General features: G+C 63.4%; 17 protein-coding genes. 12 read left to right on the forward strand and 5 right to left on the reverse strand.

Annotated elements, in window-relative coordinates; all coding sequences use genetic code 11:
* Positions 1-264 precede the first annotated feature (264 nt).
* From ACW4LP_RS05195 to ACW4LP_RS05235, 9 genes are all read left to right on the forward strand, one after another.
* Complete coding sequence (locus ACW4LP_RS05195) at positions 265-1,548, forward strand: Fic family protein (protein WP_451917278.1); 1,284 nt, start codon at positions 265-267, stop codon at positions 1,546-1,548.
* A gap of 144 nt (positions 1,549-1,692) precedes the next feature.
* Positions 1,693-2,580 carry an alkaline phosphatase gene (locus tag ACW4LP_RS05200; RefSeq protein ID WP_455803542.1) on the forward strand — a complete coding sequence of 296 codons (888 nt, stop codon included), beginning with the start codon at positions 1,693-1,695 and terminating at the stop codon, positions 2,578-2,580.
* Positions 2,581-3,018: 438 nt separating this feature from the next.
* Positions 3,019-3,987 carry a substrate-binding domain-containing protein gene (locus tag ACW4LP_RS05205; RefSeq protein WP_451917280.1) on the forward strand — a complete coding sequence of 323 codons (969 nt, stop codon included), beginning with the start codon at positions 3,019-3,021 and terminating at the stop codon, positions 3,985-3,987.
* Between the two features lie 12 nt (positions 3,988-3,999).
* Positions 4,000-4,992 (forward strand): phosphate ABC transporter permease subunit PstC, encoded by a 993-nt coding sequence (gene pstC, locus ACW4LP_RS05210; RefSeq protein ID WP_451917281.1) that lies wholly within the window; start codon positions 4,000-4,002, stop codon positions 4,990-4,992.
* Positions 4,989-5,987, forward strand: coding sequence for a phosphate ABC transporter permease PstA (gene pstA / locus ACW4LP_RS05215; RefSeq protein WP_455803543.1), 999 nt, complete (start codon positions 4,989-4,991; stop codon positions 5,985-5,987). The genes pstC and pstA overlap by 4 nt, the downstream gene beginning before the upstream one ends.
* Entirely contained in the window at positions 5,984-6,811 is an 828-nt protein-coding gene (pstB, locus tag ACW4LP_RS05220; RefSeq protein ID WP_455803544.1) for a phosphate ABC transporter ATP-binding protein PstB, read from the forward strand. Before pstA ends, pstB begins: the two co-directional genes overlap by 4 nt.
* 282 nt (positions 6,812-7,093) lie before the next feature.
* Positions 7,094-8,137: a Na/Pi cotransporter family protein gene (locus tag ACW4LP_RS05225; RefSeq protein ID WP_451917283.1), complete on the forward strand. Its 1,044-nt coding sequence runs from the start codon at positions 7,094-7,096 to the stop codon at positions 8,135-8,137.
* A 206-nt stretch (positions 8,138-8,343) separates the two neighbouring features.
* The gene (locus tag ACW4LP_RS05230) at positions 8,344-9,075 is read left to right on the forward strand and encodes a response regulator transcription factor (protein WP_412324309.1); all 732 of its coding nucleotides are present in this window, start codon (positions 8,344-8,346) and stop codon (positions 9,073-9,075) included.
* A complete protein-coding gene (locus tag ACW4LP_RS05235) occupies positions 9,072-9,986 on the forward strand; it encodes a sensor histidine kinase (RefSeq protein WP_418133406.1) in 915 nt (304 codons plus the stop codon). The genes ACW4LP_RS05230 and ACW4LP_RS05235 overlap by 4 nt, the downstream gene beginning before the upstream one ends.
* 72 nt (positions 9,987-10,058) lie before the next feature.
* Here the strand turns inward: ACW4LP_RS05235 and ACW4LP_RS05240 are convergent, their stop codons facing one another.
* The 3 genes from ACW4LP_RS05240 to ACW4LP_RS05250 all read right to left on the reverse strand — a co-directional run bounded on the left by ACW4LP_RS05240 (position 10,059) and on the right by ACW4LP_RS05250 (position 14,505).
* On the reverse strand, positions 10,059-10,721 hold the full coding sequence (locus ACW4LP_RS05240) for a 4Fe-4S cluster-binding domain-containing protein (RefSeq protein WP_455803545.1): 663 nt from the start codon (positions 10,719-10,721) through the stop codon (positions 10,059-10,061).
* A gap of 108 nt (positions 10,722-10,829) precedes the next feature.
* On the reverse strand, positions 10,830-11,843 hold the full coding sequence (locus ACW4LP_RS05245; protein WP_455803546.1) for a DUF4430 domain-containing protein: 1,014 nt from the start codon (positions 11,841-11,843) through the stop codon (positions 10,830-10,832).
* Complete coding sequence (locus ACW4LP_RS05250) at positions 11,833-14,505, reverse strand: hypothetical protein (protein WP_451917286.1); 2,673 nt, start codon at positions 14,503-14,505, stop codon at positions 11,833-11,835. The genes ACW4LP_RS05245 and ACW4LP_RS05250 overlap by 11 nt, the downstream gene beginning before the upstream one ends.
* 1,351 nt (positions 14,506-15,856) lie before the next feature.
* On the opposite strand from ACW4LP_RS05250, the gene ACW4LP_RS05255 reads away from it, so the two are divergent.
* The 3 genes from ACW4LP_RS05255 (at position 15,857) to ACW4LP_RS05265 (ending at position 18,183) form a co-directional block, all read left to right on the forward strand.
* The gene (locus ACW4LP_RS05255) at positions 15,857-16,144 is read left to right on the forward strand and encodes a hypothetical protein (RefSeq protein WP_455803547.1); all 288 of its coding nucleotides are present in this window, start codon (positions 15,857-15,859) and stop codon (positions 16,142-16,144) included.
* Between the two features lie 745 nt (positions 16,145-16,889).
* Entirely contained in the window at positions 16,890-17,567 is a 678-nt protein-coding gene (locus ACW4LP_RS05260) for a DUF3990 domain-containing protein (RefSeq protein WP_451917287.1), read from the forward strand.
* Positions 17,551-18,183, forward strand: coding sequence for a helix-turn-helix domain-containing protein (locus ACW4LP_RS05265; RefSeq protein WP_223900638.1), 633 nt, complete (start codon positions 17,551-17,553; stop codon positions 18,181-18,183). Before ACW4LP_RS05260 ends, ACW4LP_RS05265 begins: the two co-directional genes overlap by 17 nt.
* A 316-nt stretch (positions 18,184-18,499) precedes the next feature.
* Here the strand turns inward: ACW4LP_RS05265 and ACW4LP_RS05270 are convergent, their stop codons facing one another.
* Complete coding sequence (locus tag ACW4LP_RS05270; RefSeq protein WP_161128194.1) at positions 18,500-19,372, reverse strand: mechanosensitive ion channel family protein; 873 nt, start codon at positions 19,370-19,372, stop codon at positions 18,500-18,502.
* A 72-nt stretch (positions 19,373-19,444) separates the two neighbouring features.
* On the reverse strand, positions 19,445-21,349 hold the full coding sequence (gene pknB, locus ACW4LP_RS05275) for a Stk1 family PASTA domain-containing Ser/Thr kinase (protein WP_455803558.1): 1,905 nt from the start codon (positions 21,347-21,349) through the stop codon (positions 19,445-19,447).
* Positions 21,350-21,433 lie beyond the last annotated feature (84 nt).

The following is a 21,433-nucleotide window of genomic DNA, read 5'->3' on the forward strand; positions in this document are numbered from 1 at the left end:
AAGGCCGACTGGGGACGGTCTGCCATACCTGCCCTCAACTGGCATTTTTCTGCCATTTCAGGCCCAAAATGGCAGAGACGCCCCGGGCTCATTGACCATTCCGGCCTTCAACTGGCATTTTCTCAGCTGAAAGAGAACCGGCTCTTCGCCGGGAAGGATTCGTTGCGGAAGGGCGGAGAGCGGTAGGGAGGGAAACCGCTCTTGAAAAAGAAAGGTTAATGCACTAACCTTTCTTTTCTGCAACGAAAAAGAAAGGTTACGAGCATGGGGGTTTATCTCAACTGCTTTTGGCAGCCCGACAGTGGAGGCATGAACAAGGCCGAGCGCATGGGAGGCCCGTACCATCCGTATCTTCCCTACACACTTGCCGATTACGAGCTTCTTCTCAGCCCCTCATGCGCAAGCGCGGTGGCGGATGCCCAGGAGGCTCTGGCGAGGCTTGAGCTTTCGGGCTCGCGCATCGATACCGAGCCGTTGGCGCGCATGATGCTGCGGGCCGAGGCCGTCTCTTCCTCGCGCATCGAGGGTCTTGAGATGCCGGCGGGTAAACTTTTGGAATACGAGGAGCTCGACCGCCTCGGCGTCGATCATCGCCTTGATGGTACGGAGGCCCAGATTCTCGGCAATCTTCATACGCTCGTCGATGGTCTGGCGCGGGCGGTGGCGGGCTCTCCGCTCACGGTCGAGGAGGTGTGCGAGCTCAATCGTGTGCTTCTGACCGGCACGCGTCTCGCAGAGAGGGGAGGCGTCATTCGCGCCGAGCAGAACTGGATCGGCGGCAATCGCATCAATCCGTTTGGCGCCGCCTACGTGCCCCCCACGTCCGATGCCGTGCCGGCTCTTATGGAAGACCTCGTCACCTTCGCCAATCACAGCGAGCTCCCTCCCATCGCCACCGCTGCCATAGCTCATGCTCAGCTCGAGACCATTCACCCCTTTGCGGACGGCAACGGACGTGCGGGCAGGGCGCTTGTTCACCTCATCCTGAAAAAGGGAGGCACGACGCGCGTCACCGTGCCGCCGATATCGCTGCTGTTGGCCACCGACCGCGAGCGCTACATCGCCAATCTCGCCGCCTTCCGCTTCGAAGGCGATGACGAGACCAAGCGGCGCGAGGCGGTGAACGGGTGGGTGGAGTACTTCGCTCGGACGACCTGCGAGGCCTGCTCCCGCGCCTCCGCGTTTGAGGAAACGTTGCTCGCTATCAGGGAGGGATGGCGCGCGAAGGTGCCGTTTCGCGAGGGATCGGCGGGCGCCCAGCTTCTCGGCATCCTCTTAGGAACGCCGGTCATCAGCATCAAGACCGCCCAAGATCTCACGGGAAAGAGCTACCCGGCGGCCCGCACGGCCGTGGGTGAGCTCGCCGCGGCTGGAATTCTGAGGCAGAACGCGAAGAACCGCAAGAGCGGTATATTCGTGGCAGGGGACGTCGTGGAGGCCTTCAACGCCTACGAGCGCTCGCTGGCCACCATCTCGGGTGACACCGCTGCGGAGAAGCCGAAAAGGCCTGTGCCTCAAAGGGATGCGCGGATGTCCAAGGGCTACTGAGCAGATACTGGTTGATGAAACCGGAGCCGAGCCTCGCGGGAGTGGCGTCCATGGGCGCACTGTTCGGCTGCTCCTCGGGCGAGCCAAGTGCGGTGGCCATGGCCGCCACCGGCGACGGCGGGGCGCAAGGGGGGCTCTGCGGCCGTGGCGCCGAAGTACGTGTTCCTCTCCATCGGCGACGGCATGAGCTACCCGCAGATTCAGGCGACGGCCTACTTCAACGGTGCCCAGCAGAGCGGGGAAGAACCGACCATCGAGCGCGTGAGCTTCATGGACTCCCCGGTCATCGGTTCCCAGTGCACCTACGACAGCACCTCGTTCTGCCCCGATTCCGCTTCCACGGCCACCTCCATTGCCTCTGGGCGCAAGACGGCTAGTGGGGTCATCAACGTGTCGCCGGACGCTTCCGAGCGCTTCGAGACCATCGCCGAGAAACTGAAGCGCCAGCTCGGCTACAAGGTAGGCGTGCTCACCAGCATGAATTTGAACCACGCGACGCCGGCGGCCTTCTACGCTCATCAGCAGTCGCGCAAGAACTACTATGAGATTGGCCAGGAGCTTATTGCGAGCGGGTTCGACTACTTCGCCGGTGGCGGCCTGCTCAACCCCACGGGTGCCAGCGATAACCGCATCGATCTGTACGAGGCGGCCCGTGATGCCGGCTACGAGGTAGCGCGCACCTACGACGAGGCCGCCGCGCAAGTGGCCGAGGCCGAGCCGGGCAGCCTGATGCTCACTGCCTATGAGGACGAGCAGCTGCGCGAGGCCTACGAGCGAACCGTGGCCGTCGGCGCCGGCGATCAGGAGGACATGACCCAGGAGGAATACGTCCACTACGGCATCTACGAGCCCTTTACCGTAACGCTCACGCACCTGCTCAACCGCAAGTCGGGCGTCGATTTCTCTACCTGCGCCCATTCGGGTCTCACCGTGCCCGTGTTCGCCCTAGGCGCCGGTGCCGAAGTTTTCGACGGCTTCTACGACAACACCGAGATCTACGAGAAGCTGGCCGCGCTGACTGGCGTCGCCTAGGTTGTTCTGTCACCCTTCATCTGTTTTCTCCTCTCTGTCTGGCCGGAGCGCCCCCCTCCCAAGCGCTCCGGCCTTCTTGCGGTGAGTCGCACGATTAAGTAACTTTCTGGCATATGAAAAGCGCCTGAATGACCGGAGGGATGCCAAAGGTGCCTGAAGCGCGCGGGAGACTGCCAGGGCAGCTGCTCGGAGCAGCCATTGCCATACGAGTCAAATGACAGTCAAGCAAGCGCTTCGGGCGTTCGGCGCTGGGGTTTTACCAAAACTTTTCGGAACTGACGGTGGCTCTTTACGGATGTTGCTCAGTTCTTTTACGGAGCGGGGCCATCATGAATGCACGGAAGCGACGTTCCCTTGTGGGTCGCTTCCGCGAGTTGAATGGCCCTTGCGGGCGGTGGTTCTGGGATGCCGACCCGCGCGTTTGAAAGGAACGACGACATGAAAGCATCTTCGGTATCTTCTCGTTTGCCGCGGTGGTTGCGGCAGCTGGCGGTGCTCGCTGGAGCGGCGGCTTTGTGCGGGGCTCTGGCAGTGGCGCTTGCGGGTTGTGTGGGCGCGTCGGCCGGCGATACGGCTGCAGCGGGCGACTCGGCCAGCGCATCTGGCGGCAGCGGCGCATCCGCCAACGCTCCCATCTCGGTGTACTCCCGCGAGGACGGCTCCGGCACCCGCGGCGCCTTCGTTGAGCTGTTCGGCATCGAGCAGAAGGACGCCAACGGCGACAAGGTGGACATGACCACTCCCGCGGCCGCCATCACCAACTCCACGGCGGTCATGATGACGTCGGTGGCCGGCGACCCCAACGCCATCGGTTATATCTCCTTGGGCTCGCTGGACGACACGGTGAAGGCGGTGTCCATCGATGGCGTTGCGCCCACCGCCGCGGCCGTGAAGGACGGCTCCTATGCCATCGCGCGTCCCTTCAACATCGTGACGAAGGGCGAGCTCGCCGCGCCGGCCGCCGACTTCCTCGCGTTCATCATGAGCGCCGAGGGGCAGGCCGTGGTGAGCGACAACAACTACATCGCCATCGACGATGCGGCTGCCCCCTTCGCTTCCAACGGCGTCAGTGGGAAGGTGGTCGTGGCCGGTTCCTCCTCGGTCACGCCGGTCATGGAGAAGCTGGCCGAGGCCTTCCAGTCGGCTAATCCCCAGGTGACCGTGGAAGTGCAGCAGTCCGATTCCACCACGGGCGTGAACATGGCGCTCGATGGCACCTGTGACATCGGCATGGCTTCCCGCGACCTGAAAGACTCCGAGGCCGGTGCTGGCGCCGAGGGCACCCCCATCGCTCTGGACGGCATCGCGGTCATCGTGGCGCCCACCTCGTCGGTGAGCGACCTGACGAGCCAGCAGGTGTGCGACATCTATACCGGCGCGGCTACCAGCTGGGCCGACGTCGCCTAAGCGGGATCGACTATGCTGTTCTCCCTGCTGAACACGCCGCCAGCAAGTGCATCGACGGCCGCCGGCTCCGGGGGCGCCGGAGCGCCCGGAGCCGGCGCAGGTCTCGCAGCTGCCGGTGCCCCCGCGGCGGCCCGCGTGCCCAAGCGCGGCCCGCATGCCCTGCGCGAAGGGGCCGCCCGCGCCCTGTTCGCCGCAGCCGCGGCCCTCTCCATCGCCGCCGTGGCGCTGATCTGCCTGTTTCTGCTGGCCAACGGCGTGCCGGCCATGGCCGAGATCGGGCTGCCGGAATTCCTCTTCGGCACCACGTGGCGCCCGGCCAATGACCTCTACGGCATCTTCCCCATGATCGTGGGCAGCCTGTACGTGACAGCCGGTGCCATGATCGTGGGCGTGCCGGGCGGCCTGCTCACGGCGTTGTACCTCTCGCGGTTCGCTCGCGGCCGCACGGGCTCCTTCCTGCGCTGCGGCGTGGAGCTGCTGGCCGGCATTCCATCGGTGGTCTACGGCTTCTTCGGGCTGGTCATCATCGTGCCCTTCGTGCGTCTGCTCGGGCCGGGCACGGGGCTTTCGGTGCTGGCGGCCAGCCTTATCTTAGGCATTATGATCCTGCCCACCGTCATCACCGTGGCCCAAAGCGCTTTGGATGCCGTGCCCTCCCGCTACTACGAGGGTGCCCTGGCCCTCGGCGTCGATCACGAGCACGCCGTGTTCAAGGTGGTGGCTCCGGCGGCCGCCTCCGGCATCATGGCCGCCATCGTGCTGGGGCTGGGACGGGCCATCGGCGAGACCATGGCCGTGGTCATGGTGGCCGGAAACATGCCCATCATTCCCGACTCGCTGCTGTCTGGCGTGCGCACCATGACGGCCAACATCGTGTTGGAGATGGGCTACGCCGCCGACCTGCACCGCGAGGCCCTCATCGCCACCGGCGTGGTTCTGTTCGTGTTCATCCTGCTGATCACGATGCTGCTCAACGTTATTCGGAAGAGAGGTGAGGCGCGATGAGCGATGGCTTCAACCTGCGCTTGCGTCGCCCGCGGCCCTCGGTGGTCGCCTGCTCGCCGACCTTGGGAGTCCTGGGCGCCGTCAATCTGATGCCTGCTTACTTCGCCGAGGAAGATGCCTTGGAGATGCGCATCGCCCGCTCGTCCCGTCGGCGCCGCGCGGTGTCGGCTCTGCTGCGCTGGCTCACTTACCTCGCCGCAGCGGTAACCGCGGCCGTGCTGCTGTTCGTGGTGGGCTACATCCTGGTGCGAGGCGTGCCCGCGCTTACCCCCGACCTGTTCCAGTGGGAATATACCTCCGAGAACGTGTCGCTTCTGCCGGCGCTTGCCTCGACGGTCATCATGGCGCTGCTGGCTTTGGCGCTGGCGGTGCCCGTGGGTGTCGGCGCGGCCATCTACCTAGTGGAATACGCCCGCCGTGGCAGCCTCTTCGTGCGCCTGGTGCGCGTGACCGCCGAGACGCTGCAGGGCATTCCCTCCATCATCTACGGCCTGTTCGGCATGCTGTTCTTCGTGACGGCTTGCGGCTGGGGCCTCTCGCTTCTGTCCGGTGCCTGCACCCTGGCCATCATGGTGCTGCCGGTCATCATGCGCACCACCGAAGAGGCGCTCATGGCGGTGCCCGATTCCTACCGCGAGGGCGGCTTCGGCCTCGGCGCCGGGCGGTTGCGCACGGTGGCTTGCTGCGTGCTGCCCTCGGCAGTGCCCGGCATTTTGGGCGGCGTCATTTTGGCTCTCGGCCGCTGTGTGGGCGAGGTGGCGGCCTTGCTGTTCACCGCCGGCACCGTGGCCCAAATCCCCGACTTCGGCGGCCAGGGCATCTTCGCCCTCTTCGACTCCTGCCGCACCCTGGCCGTGCACATGTACACCCTGGCCTGCGAGGGCCTGCACGTGAACGAGGCCTACGCCACCTCGGTGGTGCTGCTGATCCTCGTTCTTCTGCTGAACGCCGCCATGCGCGTGGTGGCACAGAAAATGGAAGTGAGCAAGAAATGACGAGCTTTTTGAAAGAACTCGCGAAAGAGACGAGCGTCCCCGCGGCAGCTGAGGTTCCAGAGGCCGCACCCGCTCCTGCGAAGATGGCCGTCGAGCACCTCAACCTGTTCTACGGCGACTTCCAAGGCCTGCGCGATATCAACCTCACCTTCCCAGAAAACCAGGTGACGGCGCTCATCGGCCCTTCCGGTTGCGGTAAGTCCACGCTGCTGAAGACGCTGAACCGCATGAACGATTTGGTGGAAGGCTGTCGCGTGGAAGGCTCGGTGCTTCTGGACGGTGCCGACGCCTACCGCACGCTGGATCCTACCGACCTGCGCCGGCGCGTGGGCATGGTGTTCCGGCAGCCGAACCCCTTCCCTATGAGCATCTACGACAACGTCGCCTTCGGTCCGCGCAGCCATGGGGTGCGCGCCAAGGCCGATCTGGACATCATCGTAGAGGAGTCGCTGCGCGCGGCCGCTATCTGGGACGAGCTGAAGGATCGTCTGAAGAAGAACGCACTCGGCCTGTCCGGCGGCCAGCAGCAGCGCCTGTGCATCGCTCGCGCCCTGGCGGTGCAGCCCGAGGTGCTGCTGCTCGACGAGTCCACGAGCGCCCTGGACCCCATTTCCACGGCGAAGATCGAGGAGCTTATCGGCCAGCTGAAGGAGCGCTACACGGTGATCATGGTGACCCACAACATGCTGCAGGCCCTGCGCATCTCCGACAAGACGGCGTTCTTCCTGCTGGGCGAGGTGGTGGAAGCCGGCGACACCGACACTATCTTCTCTGCCCCCACCGATCCGCGCACCGCCGATTACGTCGCTGGCCGTTTTGGGTAGCGGCATTCCCGTTTCCGTAGGGGCTGACCTTGGTCAGCCCTCGCGGGTGGGTTGCGTCCGCATGGCAAAAGAGGGGCGACCAAGGTCAGCCCCTACGGAGGGTTGGGCTTAACGGTCGGTAGCGCCGCACGATTTTACTTTCTTTTTACGTGGCTCTTACGGCGGCTGCTCAATGGGGCTTCATACTCCTTCCCTGCTGAGACGAGCGCGGGCCGCAAGGGCGCGACCTGCCGATGAGCGCGGCTCGCAAGGGGCGGGTCGCCGTAAGAAGGAGACGCATAGGTGGAAGAACTGCTGCAAATCGGGCTGGGACTGTTCGGCGGTCTGGCTCTGTTCCTGTACGGCATGAACCTCATGAGCAACAACCTGCAGGAGGCGGCTGGCGAACGCATGCGTGCCATTCTGGCCGCCGTGACGAAGAACCCCTTCTTCGGTGTTCTGGCCGGTGCACTGGCCACGGCGGTGCTGCAAAGTTCCAGCGCCACCACGGTCATGGCCATCGGTTTCGTGGCTGCCGGTCTCATGGGGTTGCGTCAGGCCATCCCCATCATCATGGGCGCGAATATCGGCACCACCATCACGGCGCAGATCATCGCCTTCAAACTGTCCGATTACGTGCTCGGCATCGTGCTCGTGGGCTTCCTCATCATGCAGCTCGCCAAGCAGGGACAGATGAAGTACGTCGGCACCGCCGTCTTCGGCTTCGGACTTTTGTTCCTCGGCATCGACACCATGGGCGCTGTCATGAAGCCTTTGGCCGAGAACCCCGTGTTCACCGACCTGATTGCCCAGGTGACGGGCGTGCCGGTGCTCGGCGTTTTGGTGGGCACCCTCATGACGCTCGTGGTGCAAAGCTCCAGCGCCACCATCGCCGTGCTGCAGAACTTCGCTTCCACGCCGGGCGCCGATGGAGCGAGCATCATCGGCCTCGACGGCGCCATCCCCATCCTTCTCGGCGACAACCTGGGCACCACCATCACGGCGCTGCTCGCCGCCATCGGCCAGTCTCGCGACGCCAAGCGCGTGGCCCTGTCCCACTGCATCTTCAACCTATCGGGCTGCCTCTTGTTCGTGTGGCTCGTCGGGCCCTTCGCGTCAGTGGTGGCGGCCATTCCCCCGGCCGGCCCCGAAGTGGAAGTTATCGCCCGGCAGATCGCCAACGCCCACACGCTGTTCAACGTGACCATGACCGCTTTGTGGCTACCGCTGGTCTCGGTGATGGTGAAGATCGTCATGGCGATTCTCCCCGAGAAGCCGCGTCGACCGCGCGACCCGCTGGTGGACACCCTGGAGACGCCGCTGGCCCCCGACGCAGCGGCCGCCTAAGCTGCCCTTGCGACCGACGGCGCTACCCCGCACCGTCGGTCGCTTTCGCGCTGGTTTCCGGTTGCGCGGAGGTGTCGCTGGGGCGGCACTGGGACGGCACTGCCTGTTCGGCCGGCCCCACGGCTCTTTGACGCCTTGCCGCCCATCTCTGCGTCGCGCGGCTGTTGCGCTACAATGACCGCGCACCTGTTCCAGAAAGGATTCCCATGAGCAAAGCCCCGCTCATCTATTACGTGGAAGACGACGAGCATATCCGCGACCTGACTGCCTATGCGCTGCATCAAGCGGGTATGGAAGTGCGTGCGTTCCACGATGGCGACGGTCTTGTTGAGCGGTGCGCGCTCGAGCCGCCCGATGCGGTGCTGCTGGACATTATGCTGCCCGGCGACGACGGTCTCGTTCTGCTGCAGGCCCTGCGCGGCAATGCAGCGACCGAGAACCTCCCCGTCATGATGCTCACGGCCAAGGGCACCGAGTTCGACAAAGTAGTAGGGCTCGATGCCGGTGCCGACGACTATCTGGCGAAACCCTTCGGCATGATGGAACTCATCTCGCGGGTAAACGCGCTGCTGCGGCGCGCGAGCCGTCCGAGCCAAGGCGCCGCAGAAGAGGTGGCGGAACCCAGTGACCTTATGGCCGTCGGCGCGATCAAGCTGTCGCCGTCCGCCCGCACCGTGGTGGCGAATGGCCGGGAAGTCAACCTCACACGCAAGGAGTTCGACCTTCTGCGCACGCTCATGGAGAACAAGGGCCGCGTGCTCACCCGCGAGCAGCTGCTCGAGCAGGTGTGGGGCGTAAGCTTCGTCGGCGAGACGCGCACGGTGGACATGCACGTGAAGACGCTTCGCCGCAAGCTGGCCGAAGCGGCCCCCGGTTCCGAAGAAGCCGTCGCCACCGTGCGCGGCGTGGGCTATCGCTTGAAGAAGAGCGCCTCATGAGTGCCACCAACGCCTCACGCAACGGCTGCGAGGCCGAAGCTGCTGAAGTGCCGGTAGCCGCTCCTGAGGTAGAGGCCGACAAGCCGGCGCGCTCGAGATCGGCCCTCGCGCGCAACGAAGAGCTGGCTCGCGCCGAGAAGATGCGCCGCGAATTCTCGGCCAACGTCTCCCATGAGATGAAAACGCCCCTGCAGGTGATCTCCGGCTATGCGGAGCTGATGGCCAACGGCCTGGTGCCCCCTGAGGACGTGCCGCGTTTCGCGCAGCTCATCTACGAGGAGTCCCAAGCCATGCGCGCGCTCATCGACGATGTGCTTATTCTTTCGCGTCTCGACGAGATGGCGCCGGGCGACAACGAAACCGAGGCAGTGAATCTGGAAGAGGTGGCCAGTCGGGTGGTGGGGCGCTTGACCAAGCTGGCCGCCGATGCGGGAGTGACCGTTGGCCTCAAGGCCGAACCGGTCATCATTCGGGGCAACGAAACCCTGCTCAAGCAGATGATCTATAACTTGGTCGAGAACGCCATCCGCTACAATCGCGAAAATGGTCGCGTGTTCGTGGAGGTGTACGCGGAGGACGTTGTCGGTGCGGAGGATGCGTCTGGTAGGGGGTTCGTGCACGGCGTTGCGCCGGGCGAAGGCGATGCTGAGGAGGGGGTCAAGGCGGCTGCTCCGGTGCGCATGGGCGTCATCCGCGTGAACGACACGGGCGCGGGTATTCCCGCCGACAAGCTGGAGAAAATCTTCGAGCGCTTCTATCGCTTGGAGAAAAGTCGCTCCAAAGAGCTGGGCGGCACGGGGCTGGGCCTTGCCATCGTTAAGCATGCCGCTCTCTACCACGGCGGCGAGGTGTCCGTGGAGAGCGAAGAAGACGTCGGCACCCGTTTCACCGTGCGGCTACCCATCGGATGACAAAGATTTCCAAAAAAGTGGTGACCAAAAATGTGAAAACTTTTGTCGGTCATGGCTCCAAAAGGCGCTCGCCTACCAGTTGGAGGGCTTCTCCAGCGAGAACGAGGTGGGCTGCCATTCCACGACAGAGCCGGCACGCCTGGTGGCTGGCACATCGATCAGGCGCTGGTTGGAGGAGCCGCACCACTTCAGCTCAAGGGACTTGCGCGACTCCACGAAGGGGCCATCTACGAGCACGTCGATGGAATCCAGCAGGTCTCCCACGGCCAAGTCGTCGGCGATGTCGGCGAGAGCCCCACTGACCATCGCTTCCTCAGGGTTCTCGTGGAGCGCCTCGCCGCCGAGTGCCCCGATCCGGCGATCGCGCTCGGCGCGGGCTTTGTCGGCTCGTTTCGCCAGATCTTCATAGAGGTAACCGGAATAACTCCAGACTCCGTAACCGTTGCGCTTCAGCTCGGCCGCCAGGGCTGCGCAGGCCTTCGGCTGTTCGAAGGGCTCGCCGCCGGAGAGGGTGACGTCGTGCACGAGGCCGTTGGCACGAATATCGGCCAGAAGAGCCGCGAGGGTCGTTTCGGTGCCGCCCTCGGCTGGCTGGCTTTCGGGGTTGTGGCAGCCGGGGCAATGGTGCGAGCATCCCTGCACGAACACGGCGTAGCGCAGGCCAGGGCCGTCCACGATGGAGTCGGGCACGGTGCCATACAGCGAGATGGTGGTGTTTTCGAAGTTGTTTTCCATAGCCGCCATTGTAGCGCACCCCGGCCCGTGCAGCCGTCGCCTGCGCTTCTGTCATAAAGTTGGCACGACCGTAAAGCCCATTGTGCGTTCGGGCAATTTGCTGCCCTCTTAGCTCACGTAGACCCAGCGAACAGCATCGCCCTCGTGGAGGATGTAGTTGCTTGCGGCCGTCATGGGCATGGTGCCGTTAACGGCGTAGATCCACCCGCTGGTGCCACTCATCATCTTCTCGGCCAGGCCATTTACGGCCGACACATAGGAGGATGAGCCCTCCAGGGAAAGCCCTGTGGCCGCGAGGGCGTCGTAGGCCGTGGCGCCCTCGGGCAGCTTCAGCGTGGCGGAAGCCATGGTGGCGGGAAAGCCCAGGCTTGTGGCGGCGGAGCTGTCGACGACGACGGACACGGCGATAGAGGCCGGGGCAGGGGAAGGCGATGGATTTGACGGGTTGAAAGGTCCCGACGAATCCGAGGACGTGGAAGACGACGCAGGAGCGGAAGAGCTGCCGCTCTGGCCGCCTGCGGCGTTCGAGGCGCCTCCCGAGGCAGGGGCGCTCCCGGGGCGATCGGCGCCCGCAGCGCCGTCCGGATCGTCGGCGCTTGTCGTGCCATTGCTTGTGCCGGAGACTTCGTCATCATGCAACGAGGGCCCGTTCTCGGATGCGCCTCCGTTGGAAGACGAGCTTTCGGATGGTGCGGCGTTTTCGGCGTTCTCCGATGAGGATCCTTCCGCCTCCGCGTTCTGGACTGCTGGAGTACCCGTACCGTCGACGTCTGTTCCGTATGCGAGCGTTGCGTTGGGGCCTGAGGGGGAAGCGCCGGGCAGAGCGGCGTTTCCCGTCAGGGGCAAGTTGGCGTTCCCTGCGAGCAGTAGTAGCGAGAGCGCCAGGCCTGCTGCCGAGCAGAGGCCCAAGGCGCTTCCCGCGAGAAGCCGATGCCGGCGCCGAGAGCCCTGGAGCTGAGCGGCTTCAGGGCTCTCGGCTGCGATCGTGGGCGTCGGCTCGCAGTCCGCGTCGATCGCAACGGGATGCGCCGGATCAGAGGCCGCGACCTCGGTGCTGGGCGTTAGTTCGGTGGCGTCGATTGGGCGCTCTTCGCTGGTCTCTGCCCCCTTCTTAGGCGTCATGGCTTCCCGTTTCCTTGTCGATGCGGCGGCGTGGCCCTCGAACGAGGTGGGCAGCTCCAAGGAGTCCGGCGACGGAGAGGAGCGCCAGCGCCACCGCCGCTGTCTGGTTGCCGTTCTCGGTTGCAGCGCCCTCGGCCAGTGAGCTGTTGGAAGCGACGGAGGAAACGCGATCAATGTTCGCGCCGCTCGCCTTCGCCAGCGGCGTGGGGTTGTCCGCTACCGCTTCTGCGATTCTGTCGGGGGCAACCCCACCGGCGTCTGCGTCGGTGCCAGCTGCCGCCGCCCTGGTGTTGGAGGAGCCCTGCAGCACAGTGGTGTCGAAGGGGGTTCGGGCCGCAGCGCCGGCGTTCAGCGGCGCGCCGCTTCCCGCGCCGGCCATTGGCGTCTTCCCGTTTGCGGACGTCCCGAGGGACGTTGTGCCCGCGTTCTGGGAAGTCGGATTCTTGGGATTGCTCTTGCCCGGGCCTGTAGGACTCTCCGGCTTCTGGGGCGTTTCCGGGTTCTGCGGCTCGCCCGGCGTCTCGGAGTCGGTGCTCGGCCGCGGTGCTGGCGGCTGCGAGGAGAGGCCCAAGGCGAACAGATGGCCCGAGTCGTTCACATAGTAAAAAGTGCCCGCGCCGCCGTAGGCCACCGAGGCCATGGCGTAGTTGTGCATCCCTGCCGGGGGATCGAAGACGAGCTGTGCCTCCTGGTCGCCCAGTCGATAGGCGAACACGCCGCCGCCTGAGGTGTAGTCGGGCCACGAGCCGCCCGCGCCGTTGCAGGTGAACAGCGCCACCACACCCGCACTGTCGCGCACCAGAAGCGGGGTGCTCTTCACCTCGCCAGGCAGCGGGCTTCCGTCGGCGGCGGTCACGGTAGCCGTCAACGCCAGCGTAGCGGCGTCGATGGCCGCCAGAAGCCCCTGGCCGTTCTGGCTTCCGCCCACGTACAGAACGCCGTCGGCGAGAGCCGGCGTGGAAGTTGAGTAGTCGCCAAACGATACGGCCCCTACCTGTGTCAGCGCTCCATTGGCCCCGACCGACACCTTGTGCAGAGTGCCGTTGGTCGTGACCACGTAGGCGAACCCGTCGACGGTCACCACGGTCGAACGCACGGGGGCACCCAGCGCGAGAGTCGCCGCCGGCTCTCCGTCTGTCGAAGCAGCCGAAACGGCTCGCAGCACGCCATCGTCCCCTGCCACCACTAGGTAATCGCCCACTGAAGCCGCTCCCGACCAGTAGTAGCCGGCATCGGTATTCTTTTGCATCCAGCGGATGGCGCCGGTGCTCGCGTTCACGCACAGCGCCCAGCCTTCGTAGGTTTGCGACCAGTCGGCTGCTGCCGTGAAGGCGTACAGGTAGTCGCCGCTCACGGTGAGGGTGGAAAGCCCCTGCTGGTCATAGGCGACCGCTGCAGCCCCGCCTCCAGACCCCGAGGCCACCTCCTGCACCGCCGCCGGCAGCGCCTCGGTGAGCCACCGCGTCTGCAGCGTGAGGGCCGAAAGCGCCTGCAAGCGTCCGTTGTTCAGTGGCACCACGATAAGGCCCTTCGTGTAAACGGGGCGACAACCATAAGCGGTGCCGTCGGCCAGCGGCACTACCTCAACCACGGCACCGGTAGACGCGTCCAGTTTCAGGAGCCGCGAGCCGGTGGCGAAGAACACGTATCCGCCGGCAACCACGGGCTCCGACCACGAGGCGTAGTCGCCCTGGGCAAAGTCGTAAGTCCATCGCGCCGGCAAACTGCCCAGCGTGGAACCCACCACCGCCGGTTCTCCCGCGGCTGCGCCAAAGGAACCCCAATCGGCTTCCCACTCCGCGCCTGGCTCATCAGGATTCACCACGATGTCGGGCGTGGTGGCCGGCCCTGTTGCATCCACATAAACGAGTTCTAGCACGTCTCCGTCTTGGGGATGGTAGCTGCTGGCCATGACGTCGGCGTACTCGCCGTTGATAAGGAACGCCCAGTACGACCAAGGCGCGCCCGCGCTCATGGCCAATGTTTGGCTGCGATCGGGAGTTGTGATCGAGTAGGGGCAGCCGCCATCAAGGCTGTAGAAATATCCCGCCTTGTCAAGCAGATCAGCAAAGACGTCCCATGCGGAGGTTTTGGCGCTATCCTTCACAGCGTATTTTTGGGGTGACACCCAGTTAACCGCCTGAAGAGGCTCGCCAGTGGCGTGAGGCAAAAGGCCAGTTACACGTGCAGAAATTGTGGCCGATACCGGTTTGGCGGGCTCCGGCGGCACAGGATCTGCCGGTTCAATCGCTTCTCCCTGAGCTATAGGCTTGCGCATGGGACCGGCTTCCATGGTGTTGAAGCCAGCGGAAACCAGACATTTCAGATGCTTGCCCACATAGGAATCGGGGATGACGAAAGAAGGCTTGTGGACGTTCTCGTCAGCCAGTTCAACATACTCCCCGTCCCAAGAATCGGCACTGTACCAGGTATAGGTAAGTTCATCGGGCGACAGATAGCTACCAGCTGTACCAGCATTGGTAGTATTGCGAGCCGCCACGCCAATGGTTCGGCCCGACCAGAAGGTGAAGTTGCTATCTGCTGGCATCTGGTCGAGAGCGGCGTAGTACAGCTCGTGTGTGCCTGGCTTTCGGAAGGGGCCAGCAGCAGAGGCATTCGCAGAGACCACCGTGTTGTCTCCCGTGCACGCCGCTACCGACACCCAACACCCTTCAAGGGATTCGGGCACCGTGAAAGTCGAACCTGTTTCCCCTTCGATGATGTGCCAGCTGTTATCGTCGAAGTCAGAGCTCTTCGGTTTCTCTGCTGACCAGCGCCAGGTATATTCAACGTTCGTGTTTATAGGGGCATCACCCCAGTGAGTGCTCTTATAAGCTTGGGCCTGCAACGTACCTCCGATTTCCTTTGAGGAGGATGCGTTCAAAATGCTCACCCAGTAAAGCGTCGTTACGCCCTTCGGCAACACCTTTCCCGGCTTGGTTTCGCACGTGCTACTGCCTGGAACCCCATTTTTGGCTTTGGCAACAACTTTGAGATAGCACCCAGTACAATCTTTCGGGACTTTGAATGACGCCCCCTGAGTAATTTCTTTAAAGGGGCCATCCTGCGAATCGCTCACTTGCCAGGAGAAATCAACGTCCGAAGCTCCATAAAGGGTGTGGGGATCATCAAAGTCATAAGCGCGAGCTTCAAGGACATCTTCGACATTGCAGGAAGGAACGCTTTCCAACTCGCTGCTGCCAAAGCCTTCACCGTTCCAAGAAAGCAGAATGTAATCCAGCTTGATTTGGTCGGGAGCGATTACGGGACCGGGAGTGTTGTAGCCTATTGAGGCAGGTGTGTCGAAAGAGCCGCTTGGGCCATAAAGCGTCTGCCCATCGCCTTCGACACGCACGCGGATGTATTTGCCCGCAAGCTTGGTGGCGAGCTCCTTGGTTATGGTGAGGGAAGGGCAGGTCTCGCCTTCAATGGCCGCAAACTCCTCGTCGGCTGCCTCGCGGGAATCAGCGGCGAGCCACTGATATGACCAGCGATCTTGCGACGGAATGCGTGCAGCGGGATCCGCTTGGCCGTCGAACACATTGGCCCAAAGCGTTGTGCCTACCTTAAGAGATTTCGCTTCAATTATGTTAGAACTTGTTGAGGCCGAGTTCGATGACGATTGGAGAAGTGCGTAAGACTTTTCGTCCAAGGCTGTTTTCTTTGGCACGGGGGGTTTGATGGGGCCGCAGGCGCTTAGAGTGGTGTAATTTCTTCCGCTTTTGGGCCCCTCCACCGAAATGTCGCCACAGGAAATGCGAACACGGAGGTATTTGCCGTTGAATCTCGTGCGTAGTTCGTCAGTAAGCTCAAGAGAAGATTTTGTCTCGCCCTCGATAGGGGCAAAATCGTTGGAGCTTGCGCTTGGGCCTACCAGCCACTGATAAGTCCATCCGAACTCGGCGTCAACCCGTTTGTCCTTGGCCGACCAAGCAACGGCATACAAGGTCTCATTGCGCTGTAGAAAGCCGGGTAGAGCGCTGGTTTTCCAGGGTCTCTCGCTGCGGGATATCATGGCGAAGCTGGAACTTGTTAGCGCAGTTCTTGCTTTCGATGCGACTGTCGTGACTTCTGAAGAGGCGGTCGTCTCGCTTGCGTCGGTGTTTTCCGAGAAGGTGGGCGCCTCGTCTGTCGCTGTGCTTTCCGCAAGCCCTGCTGCGGAGTCTTCCGCAATCGCTTTTGCTGCAGATGCTTCTGCAGGCGCGTCGCCGGTCTCGTCGCCCCAGGCCGGCAAGGGCGTGAGGGTGAGGGCGAGCGCCAAGGCAAGGAACAGGGATAAGAGTCGCCGCGACCACGGCTGAGGGGCGTACGCTGAGCGCACGCGGGGGTTTCCGACCATGCGGAATCACCTACTTCCAGGGCTGTCGTGCGATGAGCAGGTGTTCCGACTTTGCGTCTTCTGGGACATCTGGCGTGCCCGCCATCGCCTTCTCGCGCCGCGTTGCCCGAGCCTGTAGAAGGCGTGGGACCGGTTTCGAAGGCGAGCGAATGCCCCATCGGCTTTTACGGTTCCTGGTAGAGCAGGGGAGTCTCACCCCTATTCCCCTCGGCCGCGCGTTTTCGGCAACGGCGACCGGCGCGGCGCCCCGCGCAACCCATCAGTGCCAATGCCGCCATTGTAGCATCATCGCTGAGCGTCTCGCTAAGCATTTCCCAGATCGAGCGGTTTGGTACCGCGCGGGGCGATCCCGCCCCTGCCGCTGGCAAAATGAGACGGTTTGGTTCCCCGTTTCAGGCCAACTTCGCCGATTTGGTACCCACGGGTTGAAGAAACCCCAGGTCGCAAAAATGACAACACGCTTTTTCGGATACCAAACCGCCCGTCTTGCCAAAGGCGGGGTACCAAATCGGCCATCCTGCCACGAAAAGATACCAAAGCCCGCTATTCTGCCAGCAAATGCGCGCCGTCGGGTACCAAACTTCGCGTTCTGTCAGCAAATGCGCGATGGGGGTGCTCGCGTGGCCGCGCTTTCAATTCTGTCTTGGTCGTTTACCGTGATGGTTCAATATGCTATACTCCCAAAGGAGTAGAGGAGGTGAGTCTCTATGGTGAAGACGCTGTACCACGGGTCGAAGGACATCATCGAGCACCCGCGCTACGGGGCCGGAAAACCCTACAACGATTACGGGCGGGGGTTTTATTGCACGGAATCTCTCGATCTCGCGAAGGAATGGGCGGTGGCCGTCGATCGCGGAGGGTTTGCCAACATCTATGAGCTCGATTGCGCTGGCCTCGCCATCCTCGATTTGAACGGGGATGAATACGGGCTCCTCCACTGGCTGGCGCTCCTGCTCCGCTACCGCGAGTTCGACGCGTCGGGCCCCTTGGCCTTCGAGGCCAAGCAGTATCTTCTGGAAAACTTCGCCATGGATCTCACCCCCTATGACGCCATCGTAGGCTACCGGGCCGACGACAGCTACTTTTCCTTCGCCCAGGATTTCATCTCCGGCGCCATCTCCTACCAGCAGTTGGGCCGCGCCATGCATCTGGGCAGGCTCGGTCAGCAGTTCGTGCTGAAGAGCGAGCGCGCCTTCGACCGGCTGCGCTTCACCGGTTACGAGGGGGCCTCGCGCGACGAGTGGTACGAGCGCAAGATGAGCCGCGACCGGGCGGCGCGCCGCGAGTATTTGGACGAGGAGCGAAACCGGCGCCAGCCAGGCGATCTGTTCATAACGACCATCATGGACGAGGGAATGGGGGCCGGCGATGAGCGCCTACGATGAGGTCTACCTGCAACCGGCCCGCGCGAATATGGGCCGTATGTTGGATGTGGCCGTGGGCAGCATGGGCTTCGGGCTGGGGGAGTTCTATGGGCTGTTCCTCGCTTCCGGCCTCGCCCGCCGCTTCGGGGCCGGAGACTACGCTCTCATTACGGGATGCTCGGGGACGGAGCTGGCCTTCCGCGTCGCGGTAGAGGTACAGGCAGAGGAGCCGCCGCGTCCCCGGGTGCGTTACCGCTACGACCGCAGCCCTGAGTACTGGTGCGGTTGGGCGCTTGCCCGCTACCAGTGGGAGACGGCGATGACCTTCGACATGATCAACCGCATCACGCCCATCGAGGACGTCCGAAAGATGTACGACGCCTACCACGAGATGGACATCCGCCATTTCGAGGATGCGTTGAATGAACGCCGCGCCCGCTTCTTTCGGCCGCCTCTGCGCATGCGGCGCATGGCTGCGAAGCTGAGCCAGGCCCAGCTGGCCGTCATCTCCGGCGTGCCGGTGCGCAGCATCCAGCAGTACGAGCAGCGCCGCAAGGACCTGAACAAGGCCGCCGCCGAAACCGTGGCCGCCCTGGCCCGCGCCCTGTTCTGCTCGGTGGAGGATCTGCTGGAATAGCGTCCAGTAGCGATTCGCCGGAACATACGGTTCCTTAATCCGAGGGCTGCGGGCGCCAGCGTGCCTACAGTCCTCGGGCAACGTTTACCCAACAGCTTATGTTGCGGCGTATGTCAAGACTTTCCTGTCACCAGGTTTTGCGTATACTGAAATCAAGCCTTGTTCCCGCCATATACTGCGATGGACCGACGTATTATGACGAGGGAGCTCTAGAAGCGGTTGGAACGGAGATTCGCATCCGTTGATGCGAAAGCCGGGAGACCCGATGCGAGCACCCACCTTTTGAGGTGGGTTCATCCTCTGGCGTGGGGCAGGGCTATTTTTGTGCCCCGTCTTCCTCGTCCTTCACGGGCACGAGCGAACCGGTGGCGTCGGTAAGTTTCTGCCCGGTCAGGTCGCCCATGGCCTCCTCGATAAGATGGTTGTGCACATAGGGGGCCACGGCGCGGATAGCGGCATCGGTGGCAGAGGAGGCTTTGGAAGCCTCGGCGATGGTGAAGCTCAGCGAACCTTTGAACCCGTAGTCGGTGATGGACGAGAACGATACGCTGGGGCGCTTCTTCAGCTTGCTCACACGGGCGACGGCCTTCTCGGCGGCGTCCTCAATGTGATGGGCCGTGGCGGTGAGGCGCTCGCTGTTGGTGGTGACCACCAGGGGAATGGAAATCTCATTCAAGGGCGACAGCTTGCAGACGGCCGTGGAAGTCATGAGCGAGTTGGGGATGTTGGTGATGGTGCCCGAACTGTCTTTGATGGAGGTGTAGCGCCAGGTGACGTCCTGCACGACGCCGGTGACGCCGGATGGTCCCATGCGGATGTTGTCGCCGGGTTCCACGGTGCGCGACACGCTGACGGTCAGGCCGCCGATGAGGTTCGAGAGCGTGTCCTGAAAACCCAACGACACCGCGATACCGACAACGCCCAGGCCGGTGACCATGGCGGAGATGTTCACGTTGAAGCACATCGACAGCACGCAGCAGATGCCGATGACCCACACGATGATGCGCACGAGATTGATGAAGATGGAGCTGGAAGGCAGAAGCGTCGTCTTGTTCAGCACGCGGCGCATAAAAGCCACGGTGATGCGCGCGACGACGAAGGTGATCGCGCAGATGATCACGACGCCGAGCAGGGTGTTGAACCAATCGGCGTGGATGAACTTATCGAATATGTCGAGCAAATTGGGCATGGCCCCATTATAGAAGGGCGCCTCCATCCCAAAGGAGGAGGCGCCCGGTTTTCACGGTTTCGTTATGCGATCCTAGTTGGTGGAAGGGGTGGTGGTGCCGGTGTCGCCGCCCTGGTTGCCCGGGTCGGTGGTGCCGGGGTCGGTCGTGCCCGGATCGGTGGTGCCACCAGGATTGTTGGTGCCGGGGTCGGTCGTGCCGGGGTTGGTGGGCTGCTCCGGCTTGGGGTCGGGCTCGGGCTCCGGCTCGGGGCCCTTCGAAATGGTGATCTGCACGGTAGCGCCAGGCTTCACCTTGTCGTTCAGCGGATCCTGCTTCATGACGCGGCCCTCGCCCTGCTTGTCGCTGTACTCGCGGGCCTTCACGTCGGCACCGAAGCCCTCGGACTGCAGCTTGTCGATGGCCACCTCCTCGGTCATGCCGATGACGTTGGGCACGGTCGTCAGCTCGCTTCCGCGGGAGGTGACGACCTCGATGGTGGTGCCGGGCTTCACCGGGTCGCCGGCGGCGGGGCTTTGCGAAATGATCTTGCCCTCGGCGACATCTTCCGAGTATTTGCTCTCGGCTTCCACAACCTTAAGGCCGGCGTCCTCGGCCGCCTGGCGCGCCTTGTCCATGGTCATGTTCTTGAAGTTGGGCGCGTCCACGGTATCGGGCCCCACGGCAATGGTGAGGGTGATGGTCGTACCCTTCGGCTGCTTGGTGCCGCCGGCCGGGTCTTGCTGCAGCACGGTGCCCTCATCGACGGACTCGTCTTCCTTAGGAGTGGTAGTTACTTGGAAGCCCGCTTGCTCCAAGGTGAATGTTGCCTCGTCTAAGGTATTGCCCACCACGCTGGGCACCTCGATGGGCTCATCGGCAGGGGCGGCCGGCTTGAAGCCGCCGGACACGGCGAAGGCGATGCCGGCCACCAGCGCGATGGCCAAAATGGCGCAGAGGGCGATGATAACGGGCTTCTTGCTCTTCTTCGTGTTGGCGTCGTGGAAGTTCGTTGCTTGGAAATTGCCCGTGGAACTCGGCGACATGGCCGCTGTGCCGCCGGCAACCGTCGGCATAACCTGGGTGCTCGTGATGCCCGGCACGGGAGCGGGCACGGCGCCCATCATGCGGGTCTGGGCCTCGGTGAACGACGAGCTCATCGCACCGGCGGGCAGGGTGACGGGGCGCCCGGCCAGGTAGTCGTTCAGTGCGATGCGCATGTCGTTGGCCGTGGCGAAGCGGCGCGCCGGATCCTTCGAGAGGGCCACCATGATGATGTCCTCGAGGTCGGGATCGATGTTCGGGTTGATGGAAGAGGGCGCGGCCGGCTCGTCCTTCACCTGCTGCATGGCCACCGATACGGCGTCCGGGCCATCGAAGGGGAGCTTGCCCGTGGTGGCCTCGTACAGCACGATGCCCAGCGAGTAGATGTCGCTGGCGGCCGTGAGATCTTTGCCCTGGGCCTGTTCCGGCGAGATGTAGTGGGCGGTGCCCAGCACAGCGGACGTTTTGTCGTTCACGGAATTCTTCGCCCGGGCGATGCCGAAGTCCATCACCTTCACGTTGCCGTCGGGCTGCACCATGATGTTCTGCGGCTTGATGTCGCGATGGATGATGTCCTGGTTGTGGGCGACGGTGAGGGCCTGGCACACCTGGGCGCCGATTTCGGCGGCCTTGCGCTGGTTAATAGCGCCGCGCTGCTGAATGGCGGTCTTCAGGTCGGACCCGCGCACGAACTCCATGACGATGTAATAGGTGTCGTCGTCTTGGCCCCAGTCGTACACGTTCACGATGTAGGGGCTCTGCAGGTTTGCAGCCGCGGCGGCTTCCTGGCGGAAGCGCTGGGTGAAAGAGGGGTCGGCGGCGAATTGGGGCAGCATCACCTTCACGGCGACGACGCGGCCCAGCGTGCTATCTTGGGCGCGGTACACCTCGGCCATGCCGCCGATGCCGATGCGATCCTTTATCTCGTAGCGGCCGCCGAAGACCTTGCCCGTCATTGTTCCCTGTCCGGTCACCTTGATACTCCTTAAAGTTCCATGTACGAGTGCGTTTGCGGTTTAAGTATGCGAACTCTGGTGAGT

This window comes from Adlercreutzia sp. CNCM I-6215, assembly GCF_977072315.1.

Bases quoted from the DNA above. Each gene is read 5' to 3' on its own strand.
- ACW4LP_RS05260 (WP_451917287.1), top strand. From the start codon at position 16,890: ATGGTGAAGACGCTGTACCACGGGTCGAAGGACATCATCGAGCACCCG.
- ACW4LP_RS05235 (WP_418133406.1), top strand. From the start codon at position 9,072: ATGAGTGCCACCAACGCCTCACGCAACGGCTGCGAGGCCGAAGCTGCT.
- pstB (WP_455803544.1), top strand. From the start codon at position 5,984: ATGACGAGCTTTTTGAAAGAACTCGCGAAAGAGACGAGCGTCCCCGCG.
- ACW4LP_RS05255 (WP_455803547.1), top strand. From the start codon at position 15,857: ATGGCGAAGCTGGAACTTGTTAGCGCAGTTCTTGCTTTCGATGCGACT.
- ACW4LP_RS05205 (WP_451917280.1), top strand. From the start codon at position 3,019: ATGAAAGCATCTTCGGTATCTTCTCGTTTGCCGCGGTGGTTGCGGCAG.
- pstC (WP_451917281.1), top strand. From the start codon at position 4,000: ATGCTGTTCTCCCTGCTGAACACGCCGCCAGCAAGTGCATCGACGGCC.
- ACW4LP_RS05230 (WP_412324309.1), top strand. From the start codon at position 8,344: ATGAGCAAAGCCCCGCTCATCTATTACGTGGAAGACGACGAGCATATC.
- ACW4LP_RS05240 (WP_455803545.1), bottom strand. From the start codon at position 10,721: ATGGAAAACAACTTCGAAAACACCACCATCTCGCTGTATGGCACCGTG.
- pknB (WP_455803558.1), bottom strand. From the start codon at position 21,349: ATGACGGGCAAGGTCTTCGGCGGCCGCTACGAGATAAAGGATCGCATC.
- ACW4LP_RS05245 (WP_455803546.1), bottom strand. From the start codon at position 11,843: ATGACGCCTAAGAAGGGGGCAGAGACCAGCGAAGAGCGCCCAATCGAC.
- ACW4LP_RS05270 (WP_161128194.1), bottom strand. From the start codon at position 19,372: ATGCCCAATTTGCTCGACATATTCGATAAGTTCATCCACGCCGATTGG.
- ACW4LP_RS05265 (WP_223900638.1), top strand. From the start codon at position 17,551: ATGAGCGCCTACGATGAGGTCTACCTGCAACCGGCCCGCGCGAATATG.
- ACW4LP_RS05195 (WP_451917278.1), top strand. From the start codon at position 265: ATGGGGGTTTATCTCAACTGCTTTTGGCAGCCCGACAGTGGAGGCATG.
- pstA (WP_455803543.1), top strand. From the start codon at position 4,989: ATGAGCGATGGCTTCAACCTGCGCTTGCGTCGCCCGCGGCCCTCGGTG.